General features: G+C 43.7%; 13 protein-coding genes. 1 reads left to right on the top strand and 12 read right to left on the bottom strand.

Going from position 1 to position 23,611, the window contains the following annotated elements; genetic code table 11:
- Positions 1-568 precede the first annotated feature (568 nt).
- From D7D25_RS12805 to D7D25_RS12855, 11 genes are all read right to left on the bottom strand, one after another.
- Positions 569-1,648: an Ig-like domain-containing protein gene (locus D7D25_RS12805; RefSeq protein ID WP_158602617.1), complete on the bottom strand. Its 1,080-nt coding sequence runs from the start codon at positions 1,646-1,648 to the stop codon at positions 569-571.
- 23 nt (positions 1,649-1,671) lie between these two features.
- Entirely contained in the window at positions 1,672-2,619 is a 948-nt protein-coding gene (locus D7D25_RS12810; protein WP_122969354.1) for a BT_3044 domain-containing protein, read from the bottom strand.
- Positions 2,620-2,773: 154 nt separating this feature from the next.
- Positions 2,774-4,801 (bottom strand): RagB/SusD family nutrient uptake outer membrane protein, encoded by a 2,028-nt coding sequence (locus D7D25_RS12815; RefSeq protein ID WP_122969398.1) that lies wholly within the window; start codon positions 4,799-4,801, stop codon positions 2,774-2,776.
- A gap of 43 nt (positions 4,802-4,844) precedes the next feature.
- The gene (locus tag D7D25_RS12820; RefSeq protein ID WP_122969355.1) at positions 4,845-7,949 is read right to left on the bottom strand and encodes a TonB-dependent receptor; all 3,105 of its coding nucleotides are present in this window, start codon (positions 7,947-7,949) and stop codon (positions 4,845-4,847) included.
- 26 nt (positions 7,950-7,975) lie between these two features.
- A complete protein-coding gene (locus D7D25_RS12825; RefSeq protein WP_122969356.1) occupies positions 7,976-9,613 on the bottom strand; it encodes an IPT/TIG domain-containing protein in 1,638 nt (545 codons plus the stop codon).
- A 799-nt stretch (positions 9,614-10,412) separates the two neighbouring features.
- Positions 10,413-12,302 (bottom strand): FAD-dependent oxidoreductase, encoded by a 1,890-nt coding sequence (locus tag D7D25_RS12830; RefSeq protein ID WP_122969357.1) that lies wholly within the window; start codon positions 12,300-12,302, stop codon positions 10,413-10,415.
- 218 nt (positions 12,303-12,520) lie between these two features.
- Positions 12,521-14,992 carry a hypothetical protein gene (locus D7D25_RS12835; RefSeq protein ID WP_122969358.1) on the bottom strand — a complete coding sequence of 824 codons (2,472 nt, stop codon included), beginning with the start codon at positions 14,990-14,992 and terminating at the stop codon, positions 12,521-12,523.
- Positions 14,993-15,159: 167 nt separating this feature from the next.
- Positions 15,160-16,953 carry a RagB/SusD family nutrient uptake outer membrane protein gene (locus D7D25_RS12840; RefSeq protein ID WP_122969359.1) on the bottom strand — a complete coding sequence of 598 codons (1,794 nt, stop codon included), beginning with the start codon at positions 16,951-16,953 and terminating at the stop codon, positions 15,160-15,162.
- A 12-nt stretch (positions 16,954-16,965) separates the two neighbouring features.
- Positions 16,966-20,112, bottom strand: coding sequence for a TonB-dependent receptor (locus tag D7D25_RS12845; RefSeq protein WP_255417296.1), 3,147 nt, complete (start codon positions 20,110-20,112; stop codon positions 16,966-16,968).
- 344 nt (positions 20,113-20,456) lie between these two features.
- A complete protein-coding gene (locus D7D25_RS12850) occupies positions 20,457-21,461 on the bottom strand; it encodes a FecR family protein (RefSeq protein ID WP_122969360.1) in 1,005 nt (334 codons plus the stop codon).
- A gap of 123 nt (positions 21,462-21,584) precedes the next feature.
- Positions 21,585-22,136 carry an RNA polymerase sigma-70 factor gene (locus D7D25_RS12855; protein ID WP_122969361.1) on the bottom strand — a complete coding sequence of 184 codons (552 nt, stop codon included), beginning with the start codon at positions 22,134-22,136 and terminating at the stop codon, positions 21,585-21,587.
- A gap of 172 nt (positions 22,137-22,308) precedes the next feature.
- Between D7D25_RS12855 and D7D25_RS12860 the strand changes: the two genes are divergently transcribed.
- Complete coding sequence (locus D7D25_RS12860) at positions 22,309-22,566, top strand: hypothetical protein (RefSeq protein ID WP_122969362.1); 258 nt, start codon at positions 22,309-22,311, stop codon at positions 22,564-22,566.
- A 222-nt stretch (positions 22,567-22,788) separates the two neighbouring features.
- Here D7D25_RS12860 and D7D25_RS12865 read toward each other — a convergent pair whose 3' ends face one another.
- On the bottom strand, positions 22,789-23,565 hold the full coding sequence (locus tag D7D25_RS12865; RefSeq protein WP_122969363.1) for a Cof-type HAD-IIB family hydrolase: 777 nt from the start codon (positions 23,563-23,565) through the stop codon (positions 22,789-22,791).
- Positions 23,566-23,611: the final 46 nt, after the last annotated feature.

Genomic DNA, 23,611 nt, shown 5'->3' on the forward strand with positions numbered 1-23,611 from the left:
CGGGTTTTTTTTTTTTTTTTAAAAACAGAAACCGACAAAATTTTTTAAAATATCTGTCTAATTTAAGGGTAAAATTGACTGGTAAAAAACGGTTTTATCTATTAAATATTTCCCCCCCCCCCCCCGTTAACTTTAATTAACACAAAAGGGGGTTTGAATTTATTCTTGACTGTGTTTGTTCTCATTGACTACAAATTCAGTATGGCATTAATATCCTTAATTTCTGCAGTAAAAGCAGCTTTGCTTTCGTATAATTTATAAAGAAAAATAAAAAAAATTAAACAATAAAGACATATAAAAACAAATTATAAAAATATTTAGTGTATAAAGAAAACCTATAACTCGCCCTTTGCTACCGATTGTAAAAGCGTTTCAATGATAACAAAACGCTTGGTGACCTTCAGATGTCTTTATTTCCCATATAGAAAGCGTTTTATCTGTGATAACAGCCTGGATTAAGGGAAGAATAGATGATGAGAGACAACGTAATGGTAAGCGTTTTAAGGAATATGTATAAAAATATCGGGGGTATCATGATAGACACCCCCGATAGATATGTCAAACCTAATTAATCTTTAAAAATATAAACGCTGAAATCTCCGACCATGGCAAAATTATTACTACCTCTATATTTATCGTCTATAAATACCTTTATATAACGAGCCATTGGAAAATTGCTCAAAGGTTGTATCTGTATTCCATCTTTACCTGAATCGAAAGGAATATCGCCCTGATCCTGCCAATCCCATGTATCAGGATCTGTTAAATCTACTGCTCCTTCTTCCCTACAGGTAAAAACCTGATAGCCTTTTTGACCACGACCATCACCAGTGCGTCTGGCCATTCCTACCTGAGCTATTGTAACCTCTTCTCCCAAGTCAATGATAAACCAATGTGGATAATTGCTGGCAGATCCGCTCCATCTGGCATGCCAATATGTGTTTATATCTTCATCTATAATGGATGGTACACCACCGCCATCATTTCTTTGCTGCGAGCTATAACCGATAGTACCATCATCACTGTTCGGATCATAACCGGGAATGCTCCAACCCGATTTACTCATTTTCACCGGAGGTGCGGGAACCCAGACATCCACCGACTGCTCGATATCGCCATATTTTGCAGTTACAGTAGCTCTTCCTTCTTCCAATGTCTTAATCAACCCATTACTGTAAACTTCTGCAACACTTCGATCGGACGAAGACCATTCAATTGCCACATCGGTGGCATTATCAGGAATATATGTTACGAACACATATGTTGTATTTTGCCAAAATCCTATTACAGAATAAGTACTCAATGTAAAACCGGTAAGGGGAATATATTCCCTTACGTTCACGTCAATAATTATCTGGTCATCAGCCGACGCAACCGTAACAGTAGTAATACCCTCACCTACGGCTGTCAACAAACCCGATTGATTAACCGTAACCACGGAGGGATCCTGGCTGGTCCATAGATAGGATTTTCCTATAGGGCTACTTATAAGTTGAATTGTATTCCGATCGCCGGCATGTTCACCTATGTATAATTTTACTGATGTTTGATTCACATACGGTTTTTCGGTCACAACAAACGGATCGAAATTATTGCATCCTGCCATAATTGCAAGCATAACAATCGTTAGATATTTAAAATGCTTCATATTCATTGCTGATAAATGGTTTTTTAATATTTATCTCTCTCACTGAATTGCAATCTCAGTTCTTCCGACATTTCATACGTATTGCCATCATCCGGATCGATATAATTATACCGAAGCAGAAACGTTTTATATGTGTTGTATCCATCGTCGACTATACTGAATGTATTGGGAAAATCTGCATCTCCGTCTATTTGGGTAACTTTCATACCATACTCTGACTTATTCCAGGGCAGGATAGTTACTTTATTATCCTCACCCACCACGATTCGGATAGACCACCTGTTTATCAGCGCTTCCTCTGTTTGAAATTCCTTAATCCCTGCCATAATCCTCACCTCATTCCTTGCCGTAGGAAAGACTTTTTTCTGTACCATAGTGTTGGTCGTTCCTCTTTTCCCACGATGATTGTATATAGTAGCCCCATCTCCATCCTTCGTGGACGCATAATCATTTTTCAGATACAAGCGATACAGGACCGTACTCTTTTCAGAGTTAAATTCATAAGCAGAAAAAGTATTTACCCGGAAGGGGATAAAATAGACCGAATCGGGAGACAATCCTGCTGTATGCAGACGGATATGCATCCTACCCGTTCTTTCCCCGGCAGGTATGGTTATACTATACTTTTCGATCTCATACCTGTCAGAACTCAAATAAAGAGCATAACGTTCCGCATCAGTATCAAAATTACTCACATTGTATTGGTTAAGCAGGCTTGCGTCTTCAACGATACTTATGTCTATCGGCTCAGTCGTCGGCAGAACACCCCCGCAGGAAGCCGCAATATATCCGTCCGCTCCGTCTTCCGAAAATGGCAGTTCCTCTGCAAAAATATTAAAGCCGTCATCACTGAGTAAAGCAACCACAGCCTTGTATTGCTCCCGCTCAAAGATCTCGTCCCTGTTACATGACAACAAGACAAATACAAGGACAGGAACAAACAATAGGTGTATAAATCTTATATGTTTCATATTATTATTTTATTTTGGTATATGGAAACTTTGATGTTCAAAATAATCATTCCCTTCTGCTGTTTAATGATTATTTTAAACAGGCCGGTTTCACACGATTAATCCATTTATTTTCATTGTTCATTTTCATTGTTCATTAAAATATATGAATGAGTTACCAACCGGGATTCTGATCGAATGAAGGCAAACGCAGCATTTCTGCTTTGGGGATTGGCAAGAATATCATCTTCCGGTTGACAACCCTGTTAGAGATACGGTAACTGGTTGGCACAACACGCTGATAATAAGTATCCCTCGTACCCGCTGTGTTCATTCCTTTGATAGGTTCACTTTCTGATGTTTCATAATCGCCCCATCGGCGCACATCGAAATATCGTCGGTTCTCATACAGGAATTCCACCATACGTTCCTTTTTAATTTTATTCAGGACTATTGCTTGATCTGCTAAATCAGCATCCTGAAGTCCCGGCAGGCCGGCGCGATAACGCACTAGGTTAATCGCCTTTTTAATCTCGCCGATATCTCTGCTAAAAGTTTGTGCCTGTCCGTCAACCTCAATTGTAAAAGTTTCTCCTCCAAGCTGATTCACTGCCTCTGCGTATGACAACAGGATCTCGGCATAACGGATAATGGGGAATGGTTTATCAATCCTTCTCGCCGAAGTACCCGCCCATGCATCAATCGGGTTGACATATTTTCTCAAAACATAGCCCGTCATAGGATGGTCGTTCGGGTTAGGCGCTCCACTTTTCCCATTCGGAGAATCATTATAATAAGTAACTGTCAGGTTTTTTTGTGTATTGTCGGAGGTAGATCCCATCAACCAAAAGCCTTCACTAAAGCCGACTGATGCGTAGAAACGCGCCTCCCTGTTCACATACATATTGTAAACATTGGCATTCAGGTAATATTCGCGGTACAACTCTTTCCTCTCGTTTGTAAAACCGCTTTCGTCATAAGGATACTCTTCACTGGCATCATTGATAGTACGGCCGTCAACCATCTCATAGGCATCCACAATCTTCTGGGTCACGCACATACCATTCCAGCCTCCGTTGGCCACAGGGAAAGAATGTCTGGTATAATCTCTAAGAATAGTTGAATTTCTCGCCCAGATGAATTCCGGATTGATATTCATCACGGTTTCACCGTTAAACATATCCAGATAAGAATGGAAAGGATCGATACCCGCGGCTCCCTCCGGAAAAGTTTTAAGGTAATCCGGATCGTTCACATTGGTCGGTAACGGAGGCGTTTTGTCATCGGCCTCCACTGTGTGCAGACGGTACATTGGCAAACCATCCTGTTGAAGATCTATCACCCGTTTGGCGGCGGCGGCGGCAACTGCCCAGCGTCTTGGATCGTAAGTCTGCTGAATGTAGTGCTGTCCGTCCGTTTTCCGCGTCCAACTACCGAAATAGGTACGAGCCGAGCGCCCTCCATTGAAAAGGTCACTGGCATGTATTAGCCTGAGCCTGGCCACTAAAGCGAGCGCTGCACCTTTGGTAGGGCGTCCGTATTCCAATACCGAGTTGACTTTTGGCGGAAGATATAAGGCCGCTTCTTCAAACTCGGAACAGATATATTCCATACAATCGTCATACAGGTCACGCGGACGGTCATAATAGGTAATGTCTTCATTGTTGTTAAGCATCTCATCCCCAAGCAAAACAACCGGGCCGAAATTCATCAAGAGGTTATAATAGGCATAAGCCCTGATAAAGCGGGTATAAGATATCACATTCAGACGTTCCACGGCTGTCCAGTCGGAAGCCTCATCAATACGGGCAAAAATAGTATTACATTGCCGAATAATCCTGTACCATTGTCCCCATCTGTTGAAATTACCCAGATTCGCATCGTTCAGTTCGCCGAGGACAAACGCCATTCCCTGAAACTCCCCGGAACCAAACAGACAAAAAGCTTCGTCTGTCGCCATCGGCCCCGGTGTGTACATATTTCCACCACCGAATATGGCTCCCTCATCCGGGAATTGCGCTGCGGCATCCCACATAAAGGCCTCAATATACCGTTTGGACGCAAAGATTGAATCCAGTTTCAATTCATTGTCAACATAACCGTCGATATTCAAAAAATCGCAAGAGGATAGCGCCCATGCAACTGACAGAGAAAGAGTTATCAGCTTAATCACAACGGCTTTTTTTATATTATATATTTTCATATTCATCTTTGTATTTATTGCAATAATTATGTAATCCAATTCTTTAGAAATTCACATACATCTGAAAAGAATAAATGGCAGGGATAGGATAAACACGCCCCACCTTATCGGCCTGTTCCGGATCAAATATTTTCACCTTATCCCACACATAAAGATTATTGCCTACCAGTTGTAAATCCAGAGAAGTGATACCTGTTTTTTTCAGGAAGTCTTTTTTCAGGTTGTAGTTTATTGTCACCTCCTGGAGGCGCAGATAACGGGCATCCCCTTTCCAGAAATCTGACAATTGCGTATTGTTAGCGTTATTTCCATATTGCAGGCGCGGCAATTGAGCGTTCGGATTCTCTGCCAATGAAAGATCGATTCCATGCGCCTCGGCATAGGCTCTCGGGATCCATCGGGTGGAAGGATCTTTAAACTGAACCAGCACATTTCCCCTCTCTCCATCATTAAAAGGTATATACCCTGTATTATTTCTAAAATAATCAACTTTTCCCGTACCTTTAAACAGAATGCCTAACGTTATATTTTTATAACGGAACTGCCCTCCGAATCCATACATGAGTTGAGGATACATTTGTTGGTAAGAAATAGGAACTTGGTCGTTCTGGTCAACTTTTCCGTCCCCATTGATATCCTTGTATTTCAGGTCGCCGGGTTTCACTTCTCCCCAACTTTGTTTAGGGCTGTATTTTATATCATCCTCATCTTTAAAGAATCCAATGCACTGATATCCCCGCCATACATTGTTAGGCAATCCGGTATAATCCTGATAGGGATATTCATCATAAGTCTTTTCGTAGTTTAAGATTTTATTTTGCGCGAAAGTATAATTACCCCGCACAGTAAAATCCACATCTTTGTTGATTATATGAGTATAGGCAGCGTTACCGTCTGACCCCCAGCTCTCCATTTTTCCGACATTCCCGTATGGCATATTCGGAAGCCCTACAAAATCGGGAACCTGCACGCGTTGTTGGAAAATTCCATCCCGACGGTTTTTAAAAAACTCCACGGTACCCGTCAGGTTGCTATCAAAGAATGCGGTTTCAAGAGCTATATTCGCTTGTTTTGCAACTTCCCATATCAGATTATCGGCTCCAACACGGGCAATGCCGACTCTTTCCACTGAAGTTGAGGCACCCCATACAGAGGTGTACCCTTGGGAAACACGGTTCAGATAAGGGAAGCGTTCTCCACCGATACGATCGTTCCCCACCGTACCGTAAGATGCTCTGAATTTAATGAGATTGATCCATTTATAGTTATCCTGCATGTATTGATAGCCAGTCGGTATCCAACCTAAAGCTACAGAGGGGAAAAAACCAAATTGTTTGCCCGGTATAAAGTTTTCCGATCCGGTATATCCGAAGTTCACATCTACCATATAAGTATCCTGAAATCCATAGGTCAGGCGACTTGACACCCCCATATATCTTTTAGGAATTTGGGCAAGACTCATACTTAAATTTGCATTTTCATCATCTGAATATTGGTTAGTTCCCTGCTGATCACTGAGATAATAATAAACCAACCCTCCCACTCTGTGATCTTCATTGAATACCCGGTCGTAATTCAAAGTAGACTCAAAGTGAAATTTTCTCCACTGGGCCTGAGAACTTGCATATAAAGCGGAGGTGCTTTGCGATACTTGTTCCCGTGTCAATAATTCTCCATTTGGGTTACGTCCGATTGCCCTATATTGAGCCGGAAAGGTAAAACGCCTTTCCGTAAAGTCCCCATTCCGATTATAGGCTCCCTGGGCCCTTATCCTCAACCCTTCGGTAATATGTCCTAAATCCTGATTGACAGCTATGGTATACATGCTGCTGTTATGATTGATGGTGGTTTTACCCGTATGATTAATCAACACATAGGGAGACATACCGCTCCCTGTACCGGCAGCAGGAAGCTGGCCGTTGGAAAAACGTACTGGAAAGATCAAAGGAGTGAGACTTGCCTGTGATTCCCAAATATAATCCGTATTGATCTGTCCGGGACGATTATTGACGGAAATAAAGCCGTCCGCACCAAAATACAATACGGTGCTTTTGGTCAGATTAATATCCAAGTTCAAACGTAAAGAGTAGGTGTTATACCCTGTATTGGACGCATAAGGATTATTTTTTTCGGCTTTGTAAGCTGCAGATTCATTGGAGGCTGCAAGACTCACAAAATATTTTGCCACATTTCCTCCACCCCGAGCACTGACATAGTAATTCTGTTTAAACGATAAATCATTGATCATTTCATCCTGCCAACTGACATCCGGATATAAATCAGGATCCAAGCCATCCCTAATCACATTTAACTGAACATCATTATACATGGGATCTTCTCCGCGCACTTCCTTGGCCTCATTGACCAATAATGCATAATCATAAGCCCTCAGGTACTTGGGTAAACGGCGTATTTGCGAAATCGAATAATTTACCCTGGCAGTAAGGCTTAACTTGTCTGTTAATCCCCGTTTGGTAGTAATAAGTACCACCCCATTTGCGCCACGCACGCCATACACAGCTGTGGCCGAGGCATCTTTTAATACGGAGAAACTTTCGATATCTGCGGGGTCTATCGAGTTAATATTTCCTTCCAGACCATCTATCAGCACCAATGCGCTGCTATTTGCCCCAAAAGTACCTATGCCGCGAACCCAAAACTCGGCAAGATTCTTTCCCGGCTCACCACTGTTCACCATTGAAATAACTCCGGCCACACGCCCCCCCAACAGATTGGCGATGGAAGGTGTAGGCACTTGCAGTTCCTCTGGCGATACGGAGGAAATGGATGCCAGAGTAGAAATTTTACGCTGGGTCCCCATTGCCGTCACAACAACTTCATCTATCCCAATAGCAGTACTCTCAAGCTTGATTTCTAAATTCTGAACTTCTTCAGTTACCAGATACTCTACCGTTTCATAACCGACATATGAAAAAACCAATTTGTCTCCTTTGGATGCCCGAATTGTAAAACTTCCGTTCATATCGGTTACAGTACCTCCCATTTTTCCCTGTACCGTTATGGTCACACCGATCAATGGCTCCACATCGTCAGTGACTCTACCCTTAATCGTATAGAGGGTTTCCTGCGCTAACAATACTGAAGCTACCACTAAGAAAAAAATCAAGAAACAATATATTTTTTGCATATTATAAGAAATTTACCCGTTATTGTTTATTCAATAGCAATTCTGCGAATCCTTTTATTACCATAGTCAGATACAAAAATATTTCCTTCAGCATCCACAACAATCCCGTGAGGTTCACTAAAAAGGGCATCATCTTTGGAGCCGTCTTTAAATCCGCGTTGTTCAGGTATCCCTATCATCGTTTCCACCATCATTGTATGTGTGTTTATCATTCGAATACACTGATTTTGATTGTCTCCCACATATAAATTACCATCAGAATCGAAGCTGATTCCACGCGGTTGATTGAACTGAGCAATCGACAAAGGGCCATCACGGTGTGCACCGTTAGTAGCACCGGAGAGTTTTTGAAACGAGGCAAGTCGAACACCATCGCTTCCAACGGTACTATCGGTCACATCCACCTTGCAGATACTATTGGACACATCTCCTGCTCCGCTTGAATATGCAATCCACAATTCATTCTGATTGATCGGATGCATGGCCATACCATAGGCAATTCCACTCGGTGTCATCCCTACAATGGAAGCCTTCCACGTTGCCGGATTTATCCTTACCAATTCTCCACTGTTGTAACGGGTATAATAGTTTCCGTCCGCTTCGCTCAAAAGACAATGGTAATGAATAACACTGGTTGGCATATCATATTCTTTACCACTTACACTGTTAAAGCCCCGATCCCACTCTTTAATAAAATAAAGTTTTGGTATCCAGCCTGTCCTGGGATCCATAAAGCAAAAACGATCACGCTCTTGTTCCGAACCCGTCTGCAGTACATTTGTAAGAGGATTGGCGATAGGAGGACAACGATGGTTGTAGCCCTGTGCGCCGGTAGCCACAACCGTGGCGCTATTCTCTGCCACATTTAATCTTAACAGGTTATCATTTCCCAGCGACACGAAAATATTGAAATCTTTATCCATTCCAATATAAACTGGTACTAATTGTATCTTATCCAAACCTACTCCATAGTTAGGAGGATCAGTGGGATTATTCCCGTTACCGGCAACAGTGGTAACTGAAGCTGCGACTTTGTACAAGAAATGACCGGAATATTCCTTTTGCTGATCTCCAATTTCCACACTCAAAATACAGGTATCACCCGGAAGACGGGGAACCAATGCAAGTATACGCTTTCCATTGGAATTGACTACCGCGGCTTCCTTCGCATTGAAGAAAACTTTGATCTTAGAAGGATCCGTCCCAAAATTATCTCCATCTAACAGTACCATCTCGGAGATCCGCCCTGAATCGGGCATAAAGGAAGTAAGCACAATCGGCTTATTCGGATCGTGCGCTTCACCACCGGTTTCTTCCTCCCCTTTACAGGAACAAAGAAAAAACAACGGCACAACCATCCATAACAAGAACACAATATTCACATTTTTTCTCCTCTTTATTCCTGAAAAAAAATGAATCATTGTTTCCACATGTGTCGAAACATAATTTTGCTTGTTTTTCATATTCACCTTATTTATTAAAAAATATTTGTTTTTGTAATATGGAGTTATACTTTGTGCTTTCCCTGAACAGCCCAACAATCCGATCAGGATGACCACAGCCATGACAAAAGGCACGATCCACACAGAAACCCAGTTGTATGCACCCTGGGCGGTAATGTATTGATGCACCCCGTTCCCGGCAACCAGTGTTCCCAGGTACAAAAAACAAGCATTATCCAAACAGCAATTTGGATAGCTTTAGGTACTAGTTTGTGTGGGGCAGAAAAAGCTCGACAAATATTAATAAAAGATTGGTCGCCCAAAGGGAAGGAAAAAAATAAGAAATAAAGGTTTTGTTTTCCAAGTAAACACCTGGATAAAAGCAGATTATAAGTCAAATAAGGAGAATACCCCCCCCCCCGTTAACAGGTGTTAACATTCCAAGGGCTTTAAACTGGTTATCTATAGGACTTGTTCTCATCGAATAAGATTTTTATACGGTATTATAAACTTTTATTTCATGTATGAAAGGAAAAATTTTCATCCTCACAAAGAAAAATAAAAAAAATTAAACAATAAAGATATATAGAAATAAGCCATAAAACCTTTTCAACCATAAATAATATAAATAAGACATTATTAGCAAAAAGAAAGCCGAATTCCCGCATATTTATTCTTATTTAACCAAACAATCAGGAATAACTGAGAAACTGTGTTGAATTTGCCGAGAAATAATATCACACTTATTTCAAGACATTGTGGGCTTACCGGACGGACACTTTGATCCGCCCAGTAATATAACCGCCCAGTAATATAAGACAAGAAAGAATAAATAATTTAGAAGCTGTTTTGAATTTTTTCATCCATTGTTTTTTAGCCATTTTTTGATGGATTTGGATTTTCATTGATTGAAATGTGGCGGGCCACTTAAAAGAAATGAAAGTTCAAAGGCGCAAAAAAGAATATGAAAGAGTGGAAAAATAAGCGTAAAATAATCACTCGTAAAATTCAAAACAGTTTCTTAATCTTTATCATAAAGAGGTATCTCTATACTGTGTATTTTTGGCCCCAATGATCCGCCTAAATTATAATTTTGCATGTCCTCTACCTCATATTTCCCCACGCCCTTTTTCATCAGTTTTTTCAACTCACCCAGATAGTTATTATACACACCGCGCGGATTTGTATTGTTCCTGGCTGCTATCGACGCGGCCATTCCTACCACTTCTCCCATGATACCTGTCGTGCGCATTACCCTTACAGTACCTAAGGCGACATGAGTCACACTGATGTTCCTTCCCGCCATGAAAAGGTTGTCAATATTCCGTGAATAAAGACAGCGATAAGGAATCGGATAAGGATGAATGGGTTTATGTATGGCTATAGATAAAAATTCATTTTCAGGGAAATGTTCCGTGTTCTGAGGATCCGGATAATGCAGGTCAATTGTCCAGGTTGTGGGTGCGGAAGCATCGGGGTAAATAACGAAATCCGTCAGATCCTGTTCTTTCAAAATGTGGTCACCCAGCAACCGGCGGGATTCTCTTTTACCGGCAATATAAGCAACCCAATCCAGTCTCCGATTAGCGTATTTTTCTTTATCAGCACTGAAATTCTTCAACCATGACCAGTTGGAATAGACCACCATAAGGCCATAATCACGTATCCGTTCAAACTCATTGATCTGATCATAATTCATTCCGGTTTCCCATGTCCATTCACCCATAGCCACCTGTTTCACACTTTCGTCGTTGAATTCCACACCATATTGGAATACCGGGAAATCAACAGGTTGACTTTCTTCCGCCGAATACCATTGTACGGACGCACCCATGGTCATTTTGTCCGGTGTCTCGGGAGCAGTGGGTTCCCCGAACTCATCCTTGGACTCCCGCCCCATGGCATAATCGGCTCCGGCAAGGAACCCGATCGTCCCGTCGCCGGTACAATCCGCGAACAATGGTGCTGCAAAGGAGAGCTCTTCTGAAGTTTCAATATGCCGTGCCTGCACTTCGGTAATGGATGAACCTTCTGTTTTGACGGCAAATGCCCGGTAATTGGTAAAAAGCGAAATATTCTCCTCTGCCAGCACCATCTGCATTTTTTTCCCATCCTCATAATAATCTGCCGGCTGGGCATTCCCACCACGCGCGGGACCGATTTCCTTGACCACATCACCCAATGCAGGATAAGGTTCCACTTTAATTCTTCCCCCAAGATGCACACGCACTTCCGAGCTGTTGTTTCCTCCAAGTACGGGCCGATCCTGGATTAACGCGACTTTCAGTCCTGATCTTGCGGCAGATATGGCTGCTGTGGTCCCGGCCACTCCGCCGCCCACCACCACCAGATCAAATTCACCCGCTTGTTGCGGTTCTTCGGGTATATCCAGCATCTGTTTTCTGAAATGACCCAAAGTTGCCGGTTCGTTGGGAGGAGATATGTTATCCTGCGTAAAATAAATGGCATCCACCCGACCGTTAAAGCCAGTCAAATCCTGCAGGGTGATCACATTATCTTTTTTCCTGACCTCTACTTTTCCTGCTTTCTGCCAATACCATTCATTACCCCTACTACCCAGTACAGATCCTATTTTTTCTCCATTTAACCTGATTTGGAATTTGCCCGGTCCCTCACCCTCATACCATGGTGAGGTCCAGTTAAATGTACGGACATATACATCATATTCCCCGGTTGAGGGAAATTCGACAGATATTTCCGCATCGGCTACCGGCACGCCCATTCCATGCGCCATCAGGTAAGGAGAGCCCATCAGATCCATAAACTGTTGATCGACCACCCAACCGCCTTTCTTACTGAAATTCTCCGCCTCCACCAAAAGAGAAGGTGATTGTGCGATTATCCCATTCGCGACCATTGCGAACAATAAAACTAAACCATATTTCTTCATATAATTAAGGATTTAGACATAAGAATCAAGAACTAAGAACTAAGAACTAAGAACCAAGAGCCAAGAGCCAAGAGTCAAGAGCCAAGAGCCAAGAGCCAAGAGTCAAGAGCCAAGAACCAAGAGTCAAGAGCCAAGAACCAAGAGCCAAGAGCCAAGACTAGTACGATTATTTATTCAACTTTCTCATATTCATGGGTTGCGCATGCGACTAAGACGGGTTATCTATATTCCAACCATGCGGTTACGTTTGTATCGGTATCGGAAATAAACCGTATCCAGCGCGCATGGAAGGAGGAGGGGAACTGATGATGCTGCTGTTGTCCCGGTTCCACAGTATAAACCGCATATCCCATCCAGTCACCGTTTCCAGTCGGATCTACCTCGACTGAGATCTTTACCGCCTTTTCCGACGTATGAGACAAGGTTAATTCCCGTTGATCATAAAAACCGATCAGGTAAGGATCGGAAGCAACCTGTGCTTTTACGTTTGACCCCACCCACGGCCCCCCTTTTCCTGTGGGTTTTCCTAATTTCCACAGGTCGTCGATGACACCAGCCCATACGGCTGCTTTACCGTCTTGCGAAACAATGACATGAGCATTTCCCTTTCCTTCTTCCGGGCTAATACCCGTTAGTATAAGCATCCCGCGATAGGAAGCATAGTCATTGATACGGTAATGGTGGGTAGCTACCGGCCGGATCTTGGCATATCCGTCAGCATTCTCCGCCGGCAGCTCGTAAAAGGTTCCGTGGCAACTGAAAAGATCCCGCTCTGTGGCTACTTCACGACATACGCGTAACCGTCCCTCGTCGGTCAAAGAACTGTAAGCATCCTCCCCCAGGGGTAATCTCCACCGCCGGTTTTTATCATCGATCACCAGAACGGAACCTTTTTCTCTTTCCACTACCTGCCGGGGTATCGCAAATCGGTGACGGATAAAATCGGCTGTTGAAACATCCTCTTTTCGTTCCAGTTTCAGTTCTTCTCCCATTTCATAATATCCGGTTTCCCACACTTCCCCATCAGTAGTTGTATTCGCCAATAAGCCCAGTGCGCGGCGGTTTTCACCTAAACCATATAACAATCCGCCCAGATTAGATTCCGATTCCACATCAGCCAATCCCTTGAAAATTTTATCCGGAACAGTACTCCTTCTATCGTTATCTTTATAGGTAAAGGCAAGAGTAAGTGTAGCCGGCCTGTCCGGTTTGGCGCGTACCCACTCACCTGTTTCCGATGAAGAAAACTCAATGTGGGTCGATTCTCCCGCAGCCAGTTCTATATTTTTCAGCCTGCTCCATTCATTATTTCCCTTTTTATCCACTTCATAGGTGACCGTTACCGGAGCAGAGCCTTCATTCCTTATCCAACTGCCGCGATGCGGCCAACCGGAAAACAGGAATGGTTCCGAGTATTCATCAGCATCCACCTTCTCTGCCGCCCAAACAGCTCCCCCTGCCGTAGTAGGGCCCAACTCGTCTGGTGTGGAGACGGAAGTAAACCAGAGATTTGAATTGGATTGGCCAGGACCTTCAATATATCCTTTTGCCTCACGCCTGTTAAGGAATTCCCGTTGGGCCGAGTCATCACAGCCGAAAACCAACTGATTCTCCCATCTTGCAAAATCACCGATCACTTTCAGATAAGCGGAACGGGGACGTATGCCAGCGCTGTTCGTCGCTGTGAACGTACCGGGAAAATTCCAGAACATACCATGCATCATCATCAGATAATCCGGTCGCTTTTGGGTGCCTATATCGCGAATACGGGGCCACTCGGTATTCCATCCGTGTGCGCCGTCGTAACTGTGACTTGCTTTGGGCAAACGGTAAAATCTCCATCCCCGCGTCGCATCCCGCACACCGAGGAGAAGGGACTTATGGTCCCACCCCGTCGCCCAGATCGGGTCGGTTTCAGGATCCGAATTACCATATATTCCCCCCGGACCGGTTACCTCAACAAACTGATTCCGTCGCACTAATTTCCACTCTTTTCCGTCCCATTCGGAAAGGGATCCGGCCTCCACATCAAATTTATGCAACGCTTCCTGTGTGGCTTCCCCGTTATTGGAATAGACCAGTACTCCCTGCCCCGAATAAAGGCCTTTACCGTGCGCACCGGGCAACAACGCTGCTTCCTGAGCCATTTCCCCGGGCTTGCGATCCACATTACCGTCACGGAACAGTTCTTTTACTTCGAGCGTATTCACATCCACTTCATAAAATCCCTCTTCCATTGTGCCGTAGTAGATCTTATTGGCAGGGTCCGTCAAATGACGCGCGTTCCCCGTATGCCTTCCGGGCATAACGGTATATGGAATAACACGCACGTTCCCTTCCGCGCTAATGGCATAGGGTCCGATAAAAAGCTGGTTACTTTCTTTGTGTATCATCCGGTTCGCAGGAGTGCCTCCGACACTTTCTTCACGGACTATCTTCTCCAAACCCGACGTGATCTGGTATAATTTGTCGGATGAACCGAAGGGCAAATGAGGGCCATAGGTAATCATCCACAGGCTCCCCGCCCAGGGGACTACTGCCCCTGTACCACACTCGCCTTCGTCATTATAATAAGCCAATCGAGGATAAACACCCGAAATAGAACCAGATAATCCTGTATTGTTTTTTTGCGCCGTACATGCTAAGATCCATATCGTTCCAACTGCAAAAAACAATTTCTTTAAATCCATAAAATTTCTAATTTAGAAAATATCAGATCCCTCAAATTTAAGCATATAAATAGAGGGATCTGCATTCATTGATTAATTTTCGCCAAAATATGGCAATATTCCCATTGGACACCGTTATTTTGAATACCTATAAAATCTATCGGATAAGCACCGACAAGCATTTTCCACTACCATTCTGGATTTTGGTCGAGATTTTCGTTGATCAAACGGTCAGCAGCAGGCACAGGCCACAGGTAGTCGCGCTCGGCATTGAACTTACGCTCACTCGCCACAACGATATAACCCGCATTAACCATATACCTGAGATCCGCTATACCGTTTTCATCAATCGCGGGTATGCCCCCGATAGGATAGTTTCCGTCTTTCCAATTTTGGATCAACTGACGATATTCTACTGACACAGAGGATTCGTCACCATCCCATGAAGCTGAACCTGACCATGCGCGACGCAGGAAATAACTGGGCGTATTGTAAACCTTTTCGGCCAGTCTCCAACGTATCAAATCGGCATAGCGATGTCCCTCCCAGGCAAGTTCGATGAAGCGTTCAGTACGGAGGATCGTGCGCATAGCGCTCCGCGAGCCAACCATAACGCGAGGGTATGTAATTCCTGTACCGGCATAAGCTCTTTCACGCAGTTTGTTGATTGTGGCATCCAGCACGTCCTGAGTACATCTGTCAAGTTCGATCATAGCTTCGGCATACATCAGCAACACGTCACCGTAACGCAACATGGGATATGTGGTTGGCGCTCCCGCACGTCCGTTTTCAAGGAATGATTCATCAATATACTTTTTAAAGCAAAAGCCATTGTAAGCGGCGTGTTCGGCCCGTGCTTTCGAATCGGTGTTACTCACTTGCGCGCCGTCTGAAGCACGGTAGACAGTAGTCCGGGTCGGATCCGGAGAATATTCATAGCCAAGCCATACATAATCCCTGGGATCATACGTTCCGTCGAGAACGCTCTTATTGTAAGCCGTAGCAAAAGGTACAATGGTCATGGCCATACGCGGGTCCCGGTTTTCAAAAAAGTCTTTTGGATTATAAAGTGGCGACTTGTCGATAGGTTGGCCGTCGATACAGGGATAGGCGCATACCAATTCGAAAGAGGGAGCGGCCACGCCACCCCATCCTCCTGCAAGACGGGTAATACAGTTCAGTACGTCGGAAGCAGCCCAATAATACCTTCTCAGGGCCACATCACCACGGAAGAAAAATATCCATTCATCCGACCACGAGGCAGTGAATAAATCCCGGTAATTATCGTGGAGTTTATAGACATTCAGATCCATACAAGCTTTTGCTGCCGTTGCTGCCGTTTCGTAATCACCGTTTCTGAGGGCGATACGCGCTTTGAATGCAAGAGCCGCACCTTTTGTAGCTCTTTGTATTCCCGCGTAGCTGGTCGGTAGACGCTTGGCAGCCTCATCCAAACACTCGTAACTGTACGCCAGTACTTCAGCTTTTGGCGAACGTGACATAGCGTAGGCCTGATCAAGTGTCATACCTGACTTATCAAGGATGGCATCCCCCCAGTGGAACGCCAACATGCCATAAGCATATCCTATATAAAAATAAGCTTCACCCTCATACCGGGTGATATCCGCTTCCGGCACTCCCATGGCACGCGCATTATCCATATTATTCAGGAGGCGTAACGCACGGGCAATACCTTTATAGAAACTTTGCCAACGAGTGGCCACGGTACCATTCTCAGCCGTCATTGTCCCATTCTGCACGCTTGTACTGGTATTGCGCCACACCATATCGTCGCTCCAGCCCCAATGGTCAATAGGGAAAAAATCGGTACGGTAAAAGTCGTTCAGCGACATTTCGATCTCTTGCTGCGATGAATACCAACTTCCACTTGATCCTTCAGACAACGGATTAAGATCAAGATCGACACAACCCGAAAGGATGGACATTGATATTATGTTGATAATTAGCAATATCTTCTTCATATAAATAAGTATTTAAAATTTAACATTCACTCCCAAAACGAAAGAAGTTGATATGAAGTCTGACGATGAACCGACCTCGGGATCCCATCCTTTCGGAAAGTTACTAATGGCCGGCAGGTCATTTATACTGAGATATAAACGCATATCCTTGACCCTCATTCCACTCAACAGATCATTGGGCAGTGAGTAACCAAGCGTGATATTTTTCGCGCGGAAATAAGCACCATTGAAGAGCCAGTAATCTGATCCGGCATAAGTATTCGTTGTATTGGTATAGGTCAGACGCGGATACTTGGCATTGCGATTTTGCTCTTCGGTGTTGTGCTGGCTCCAGTAGTTACCCAATACAAGTTCCGGGACGGCGCCCCATTGTTCTTTGAGAGGTTGAATCCAGTCCGAATTAAACAACACACGCTGGTGACCTACACCTTGAAATGAAAAACTGAAATCAAAATTTCTCCAACCTAAAGAGATATTACCTCCATAAAGGTATTCCGGTTGCGAGTTTCCCAGAGGCACCTTGTCATCAGCGTTAATAATACCGTTTCCATCCACATCGACATACTTAATGTTACCTGCCTTATCATTCGGTGTAAGTGTCGGATACTTTTTGCCGTTCGCATCATAGAGATCCGCATCGGTCAGGAACAGACCATCACTTTTGTACATATACCATTCATAGTAATATGATCCCTTTTCGTAGATACGGTTACCATCGATAGTACGCTTGTCACCCAGGTAACCCATTTTTGAACGGTAATCCGACAGATTCGCCGAAACGCTATACCACAGATCACCCAGTCTGTCAGACCAGCCTACTTCCAGGTCCCAGCCTTTGGTATACATATCACCGGCATTCTGTTGAGGAGCTGAAAATCCGGCATAGGAGGGAAAACCGAGTTCAAGTAACATATCGGAAGTCTTTTTGTAATAATAATCGCCGGTAAAGCTCAAACGGTTATTCAACAATGCCAGGTCGAGACCCATCCCATAGGTTGTGGTGGTTTCCCATGTAATATTCTCAAATGCATAATGAACTTGTGCGGCATTCTGCAAAGCCGTCACGGTTTGTGACGATTTATCGTACATATAACTGTTTCCAAAGGTAATGGCAGCCAGATAAGGGAACTCCGAACCAATACGCTCGTTGCCGAGTTGACCGATAGAACCGCGTATCTTCAGGTAATCTGCCAGATTATTTTTGAACCACGACTCTTCCGACATGACCCATCCGGCAGATGCAGAATAGAATGTGCCCCAACGGTTTTCCTTGGCAAATCGTGACGACCCGTCGGTGCGTACATTACCCTGAAGCATGTACTTGTTTTTATAGGAATACATCAATCGCCCGAATACCGACTCATAAGCGTTGTGTCCGGCCTTACCCTTATTATATTGATAATCTTCTGGGCCAATATTGAGATAAGGATAGCTATCAAGCAGGTAGTTTGAGCGTGAAGCTTCCGTTTCTTCCCATTTATAGGAATACCCCTCGTAACCAACCATGGCGTTGAACGAGTGACTACCCCAGATATTCTGGTAATTACCATAGAACTGGTATGTCTGGCTGTTATTATCGTTTCTCTTTTCTTCAAGGTTCGTTGTCTTGTGCAGTTGCATATAGGTATAAGATCCGTCTTCGTAATAGACAGGGACGGCGCGTGAGAATTTCTTCCCTTTGGTGAACGAGAAGCGGGGAGCAAAGATAGCTGTCAGGGTAAGACCTTTCAATGGAGTGAGATCTATTTGCGCCTTACCCCCAAACTTATAATAACCTATTCTATTGGAACCTCCTTGTTGCAGCCCGGCAAGCGGATTGGCTCCATCTTTCGAATCGGCGTAGCGACCGTCTTTCCAGAATGGGGTATAATAAGGTGCCGCCAAATAGGCCCAATATATGACATCCATTTGCGAGGGACTGATCGAATTGGATTTTGAGAAATCGACGTCGATATTGGCACGAAGCCAATCCGTTATGTTATAATCATTGTTGACACGGCCAGCAATACGCTCATAGGATTTGTTTTCGTAATATCCGTCGCCTTTTTGATAATTGAAGGTTGATTTGGTCCGGAGTTTTTCAGTGCCCCCCGAAACACTCAACACATGTTGCTCATGTGTAGTCGACTTCTTCAATAGCAGATTAACCCAGTCCGTATTGGGATAATGATAAGGATCGGTAGCATTTTTATCGAGCCAGGAGGCAATAGTCTCCTGTGAATACTGAGAATAAGGATCCGCGGCACCGTCATTCCATTTTATTTCGTTTTGTATGTTCATCCAGTCGATCACGTCACCGTTTTTGGGTCGGGTTGTGGGTCTGTCAATGCCATATTCATAGTTGTAATCAAAAGTGAATTGGCGATCTTTGGCCCGCTTGGTAGTGATAAGGATGACACCTGCCGCTGCCCGTGATCCGTAAATGGAGGCAGAAGCAGCGTCCTTCAAGACAGTCATCGTTTCCACATCGGATGCCACCACATCATCAAGAGACGACGGCACACCGTCGACAATTACCAGAGGATCATTGTTCGAGAGTGTAGTAATACCCCGGATACGCACAGTGGCCGAAGCACCCGGCGCACCGGAATCCCGGGTCACCTGAACGCCCGCAATCTGTCCCTGCATGGCAGTAGATATCTGCTGGGTGGAACGATTAGTCAAAGTCTCGCCTTTTATACTTGATATGGCACCGGTGAGATCCCCCTTGCGGGCAGTACCGTAACCTACCACCACTACTTCTTCCAATGTTTTTGTATCTTCCTGAAGAATGATATCCATAGCCGTTTTACCAGCCGTACTGACATTTTGGGGCAAATAACCGATATAGGAGATATGAAGAACGGCATTATCTGCCACCTGCAGGGAGAAACTTCCACTTATATCGGTCACGGTACCGTTCGTTGTACCTTCCTCAACAATATTGGCCCCGATAATGGGATCTCCCTGTTCATCGACAATCGTGCCGTTTATGGTCTTTCTCACCACCTGTGACACTACCGGCGCCTTGGTGATAATTATATGGTTCTCACGCACGGCATAAATACATCCCGTATCCCGAAGTAATGCTGTCATAATATCAGCTAAGGAACCGTTTTTTTGAGGTATTGAAACCGTTTTGCTTACATCAATGATTTCACGATTATAGTCGACTGACATCTTCGTTTGCTTTTCTATCTCGGCAAAAGCGGTCCTGAGTGTTAATCGGGTATTTGTCAGGGAAACAGATTGTCCCCAAGAAAGTTGTGCCTGAAAAAAAGAAAAGGTTATTAACAGAAATAAGAACCGACACAAATAATTTATTCTTAATCTGCCTTTATTGTCATTTATTTTCATAATTTTGTAAGTTGATTGTTAGTATTTTATACAACTATCCCTGTATTGACTCCATGGATATGAACTGTGTAAATATTTAACGATTTCAATCCGGGGAGCTTTTCACGACACAAGCTTCCCGGATCTTTTTTTCATGAGCCTACCTCCTCTTGTTCAATTCATTATTTTTATTTTATATAAATCACATCATCTTCGATTGTCCACTGTAATTCCGGATTCAAAGCCTCCAAAACGGTCAATACCTGGTTTACATTTTCATAAGGCATGTATTTGATAGAAAAAACTCCTCCGCCGTATTTTCTTATGTCATAAGAGACGGTAACATTGAAGCGACGTTCCACAGTACGTATAATCTCCTCAAAGGATGCATCATTGAATACAAGATAGCCCTCTTTCCACTTCGAAACCAGTTCCGCATCAATCTCCAACTTTGATATTTTCCCTTTGCGATGATCGTAAACGAGCTGCTCGTTGGGACTGATTACTTCCGATACGCTCACTTTCCCGGCGACATCCACTCTCACCGATCCTTCTTCCAAGGTAACTGCCATAGTACCCAGATCCACGTATGACTTCACATTAAATGTTGTTCCCAGCGCCTCTATATCCATATATTGGGTTTTCACGATAAAAGGCCTTCCCGGATCTTTTTCAACCCGGAAAGTGGCTTCTCCATTCAGAAACAGGCGCCGTGTCGATCCCGAGAAGTCACCCGGGTACAGTAACATGGAGCCGGCATTCAACCACACTTCAGATCCGTCGGGCAAAACCACCTGCCTTATTTCTCCGTCGGGGACAATATGTTCCACCATTTCTGTCTGGGGTGTGGCCGGCACCGAAGACCCCGATTGATTATTCATCAGCCAACAGGTAAACAATCCACCTGCAACCGGCAACAGGAGTATGGAAGCGATGCGAAGCAACCTTCGGGATAATGGCGGTTTCACCGTTTTCTCGTCCCTCCCGATTCTTTTATTCATTTCCTTTAAAGCCAATAAGGTGCGGGCGTTAGCTTCAGCCGCTTCCCGGTTCCACACTTCTTCCAGCACCTCGTTCTTTACCACGTTGTCCTCATTACGTGTAAACCAATGTTGAAATTTAAGAATCGACTCTTTGGGAAAATCATTCTCGAAAAAACGGGTCATCAATATGCGGATACGGTGCTTATCCATTGTATATAATATCTATTCTTCACACCGGTTATTGAAAGATCGTTTCAATCATGCCGGATTCATTCTCTATATCATGGTAGACAAGAAACCCGGGAGTAACGCACAAACAAATGTGTGATTTTTTCAAAAAAATAAAAAAGAAATACGCTGAAGTGCTTTTCTCAAATCGCTCAACGCATGGGAAATATGATTCTCTACCGTTCGTTTATTGATATTAAGACGGCAGGCAATTTCATCACTTGAAAAGCCATCTTTGCGGCTCATCTTAAATACTCGCTGACGCTGTTCCGGCATTTGTGAAATCACCAGGTCGATTAATAGGGAAAGGTCTTTGGCAAACATATCCTGTTCCGGCTCATACGTCGCCGGCTGATCCAACCGGCTGAGGGTATATTTTTCCTCCACAAGATTATGTTCGTAGTGATTATAAATCATGTGCCTTGCCATGGTAAATAAATATGCTTTAAACGATTTGATTTCTCTCATCATTTCACGGTTCATCCATACTTTATAAAATATCTCCTGGGTCATATCATACGCCTCCTCTTCATTTTTTATAAAACCACATAAAAAATGATAAATCTTAGGGTGATATGCTAGAAATAATAATTCGTACGACCGATGGTCTCCCTCAGAAAGATTTGTCAGGCATTCTATTTCAAGTTGTTTGTCCATGTAAAACTACTCACATGCAAAAAGAGAGTTCCCATAGGGGATAGATCTCATAGATTATCATCAGGATATCAAACCAGAACTATTTCGTTAAGCAATGCAAACAGAAGACAAGTTCACTTGGATTATATAGTTACGAGAAAATGTCTGATGTAATCGAACATATTTTGCAAAGATGCAAAAATATTATGAAAATAAGAAAACGCTTACACCGATTTTGTACCTTTGGTATCTGGAACAACTTGAAAATAGGAATACATCATCCTTATTCCGTTGTGATTGGCTCTCAAAAGTTTGTACCTTTGTTTGGTATCTGGAACAACTGGATTTGAAGCGAAAGCACCACCTCTACTCCACTTACCTATATCAAGAGGCGGGGGCAGTCAGCCAGGTTAGAACCTTTACCGCCGGTGCAAAATATCAACTCAATTAAAAGAGGCGGGAGCGTCTCTTGTTATCCGATGAGACATTGCTGCCGCTCTTCAGGGCAGGCACACTCAAAGAAGCATCAAAATAAAAAAAACATTCAAACCTTGAACTCTCTAACCCCACTGTTCTGGTAAGGGAGCTTTTAGTGAAGTAGATATCCAGAGCTCAGAAATCGTAATAACCAGGCAATGTAATATTATTCTAAATACGGGATAGATGCTCGGTCTTACACCAACCCAAAATGTTGTAATGCTTTTAGCACGCCGTCATCATCGATAGAGTCGGTCACATGATCTGCCGCCTGTTTGACATCCTCCTTTGCATTTCCCATTGCCACCCCCACACCGGCATGACGGAGCATCTCAATGTCGTTTCCTCCATCACCGAAAGCCATGGTCTCTTCCAGGGAGAATCCATAATAATTACAGAATTGGTCTATTCCGACACCTTTATCCACCCCTTTGGCTATGACATCGGCAAAAGTAGGATACCATCGCATAGCTGAACAGTTCGGCAACAGGCTCATCACTTCCTCTTCCTGAGAATCTTTGAAAAACGCCGTCAATTGGAATAATTCCTTGTCCCGGTAATAATCAAGATCATTGATCTGAGGCATCTCCTGTTTCAACAAGCTTATCAGAAATTTCACATCTTCATCGATATAATTAAAAGAAAGACGATGTTCTTCCACAAAGAGGCAGGGAAATTCCCTTTCCTGTTGTAAGTAATCGATAAAGCGATTGACATCCGACCGATCGATACTTTTTTTGAATATGACATTATCGTTACCCTGCAAACAGTAACAACCGTTCAAGGTGATATATCCGTCAAACTCCAAGTTTCCCAGATTATTGATTACCGAAAAATGCCTGCCGGTGGCGATAAATACTTTGATCCCGTTACTCCTGATCGTCTCGATCGCTTTCCGGGTAGAATCGGGTATCCGATGCGTTTTGAAACTGACTAACGTGCCGTCAATATCAAAAAATATTGCTTTAACCATAAATGTCTATAACCTAAATTTTGTACAAAGATACAAAATATATAAC

Origin of the sequence: Proteiniphilum sp. X52 (assembly GCF_003712195.1) — a bacterium.
Lineage (GTDB): Bacteria > Bacteroidota > Bacteroidia > Bacteroidales > Dysgonomonadaceae > Proteiniphilum.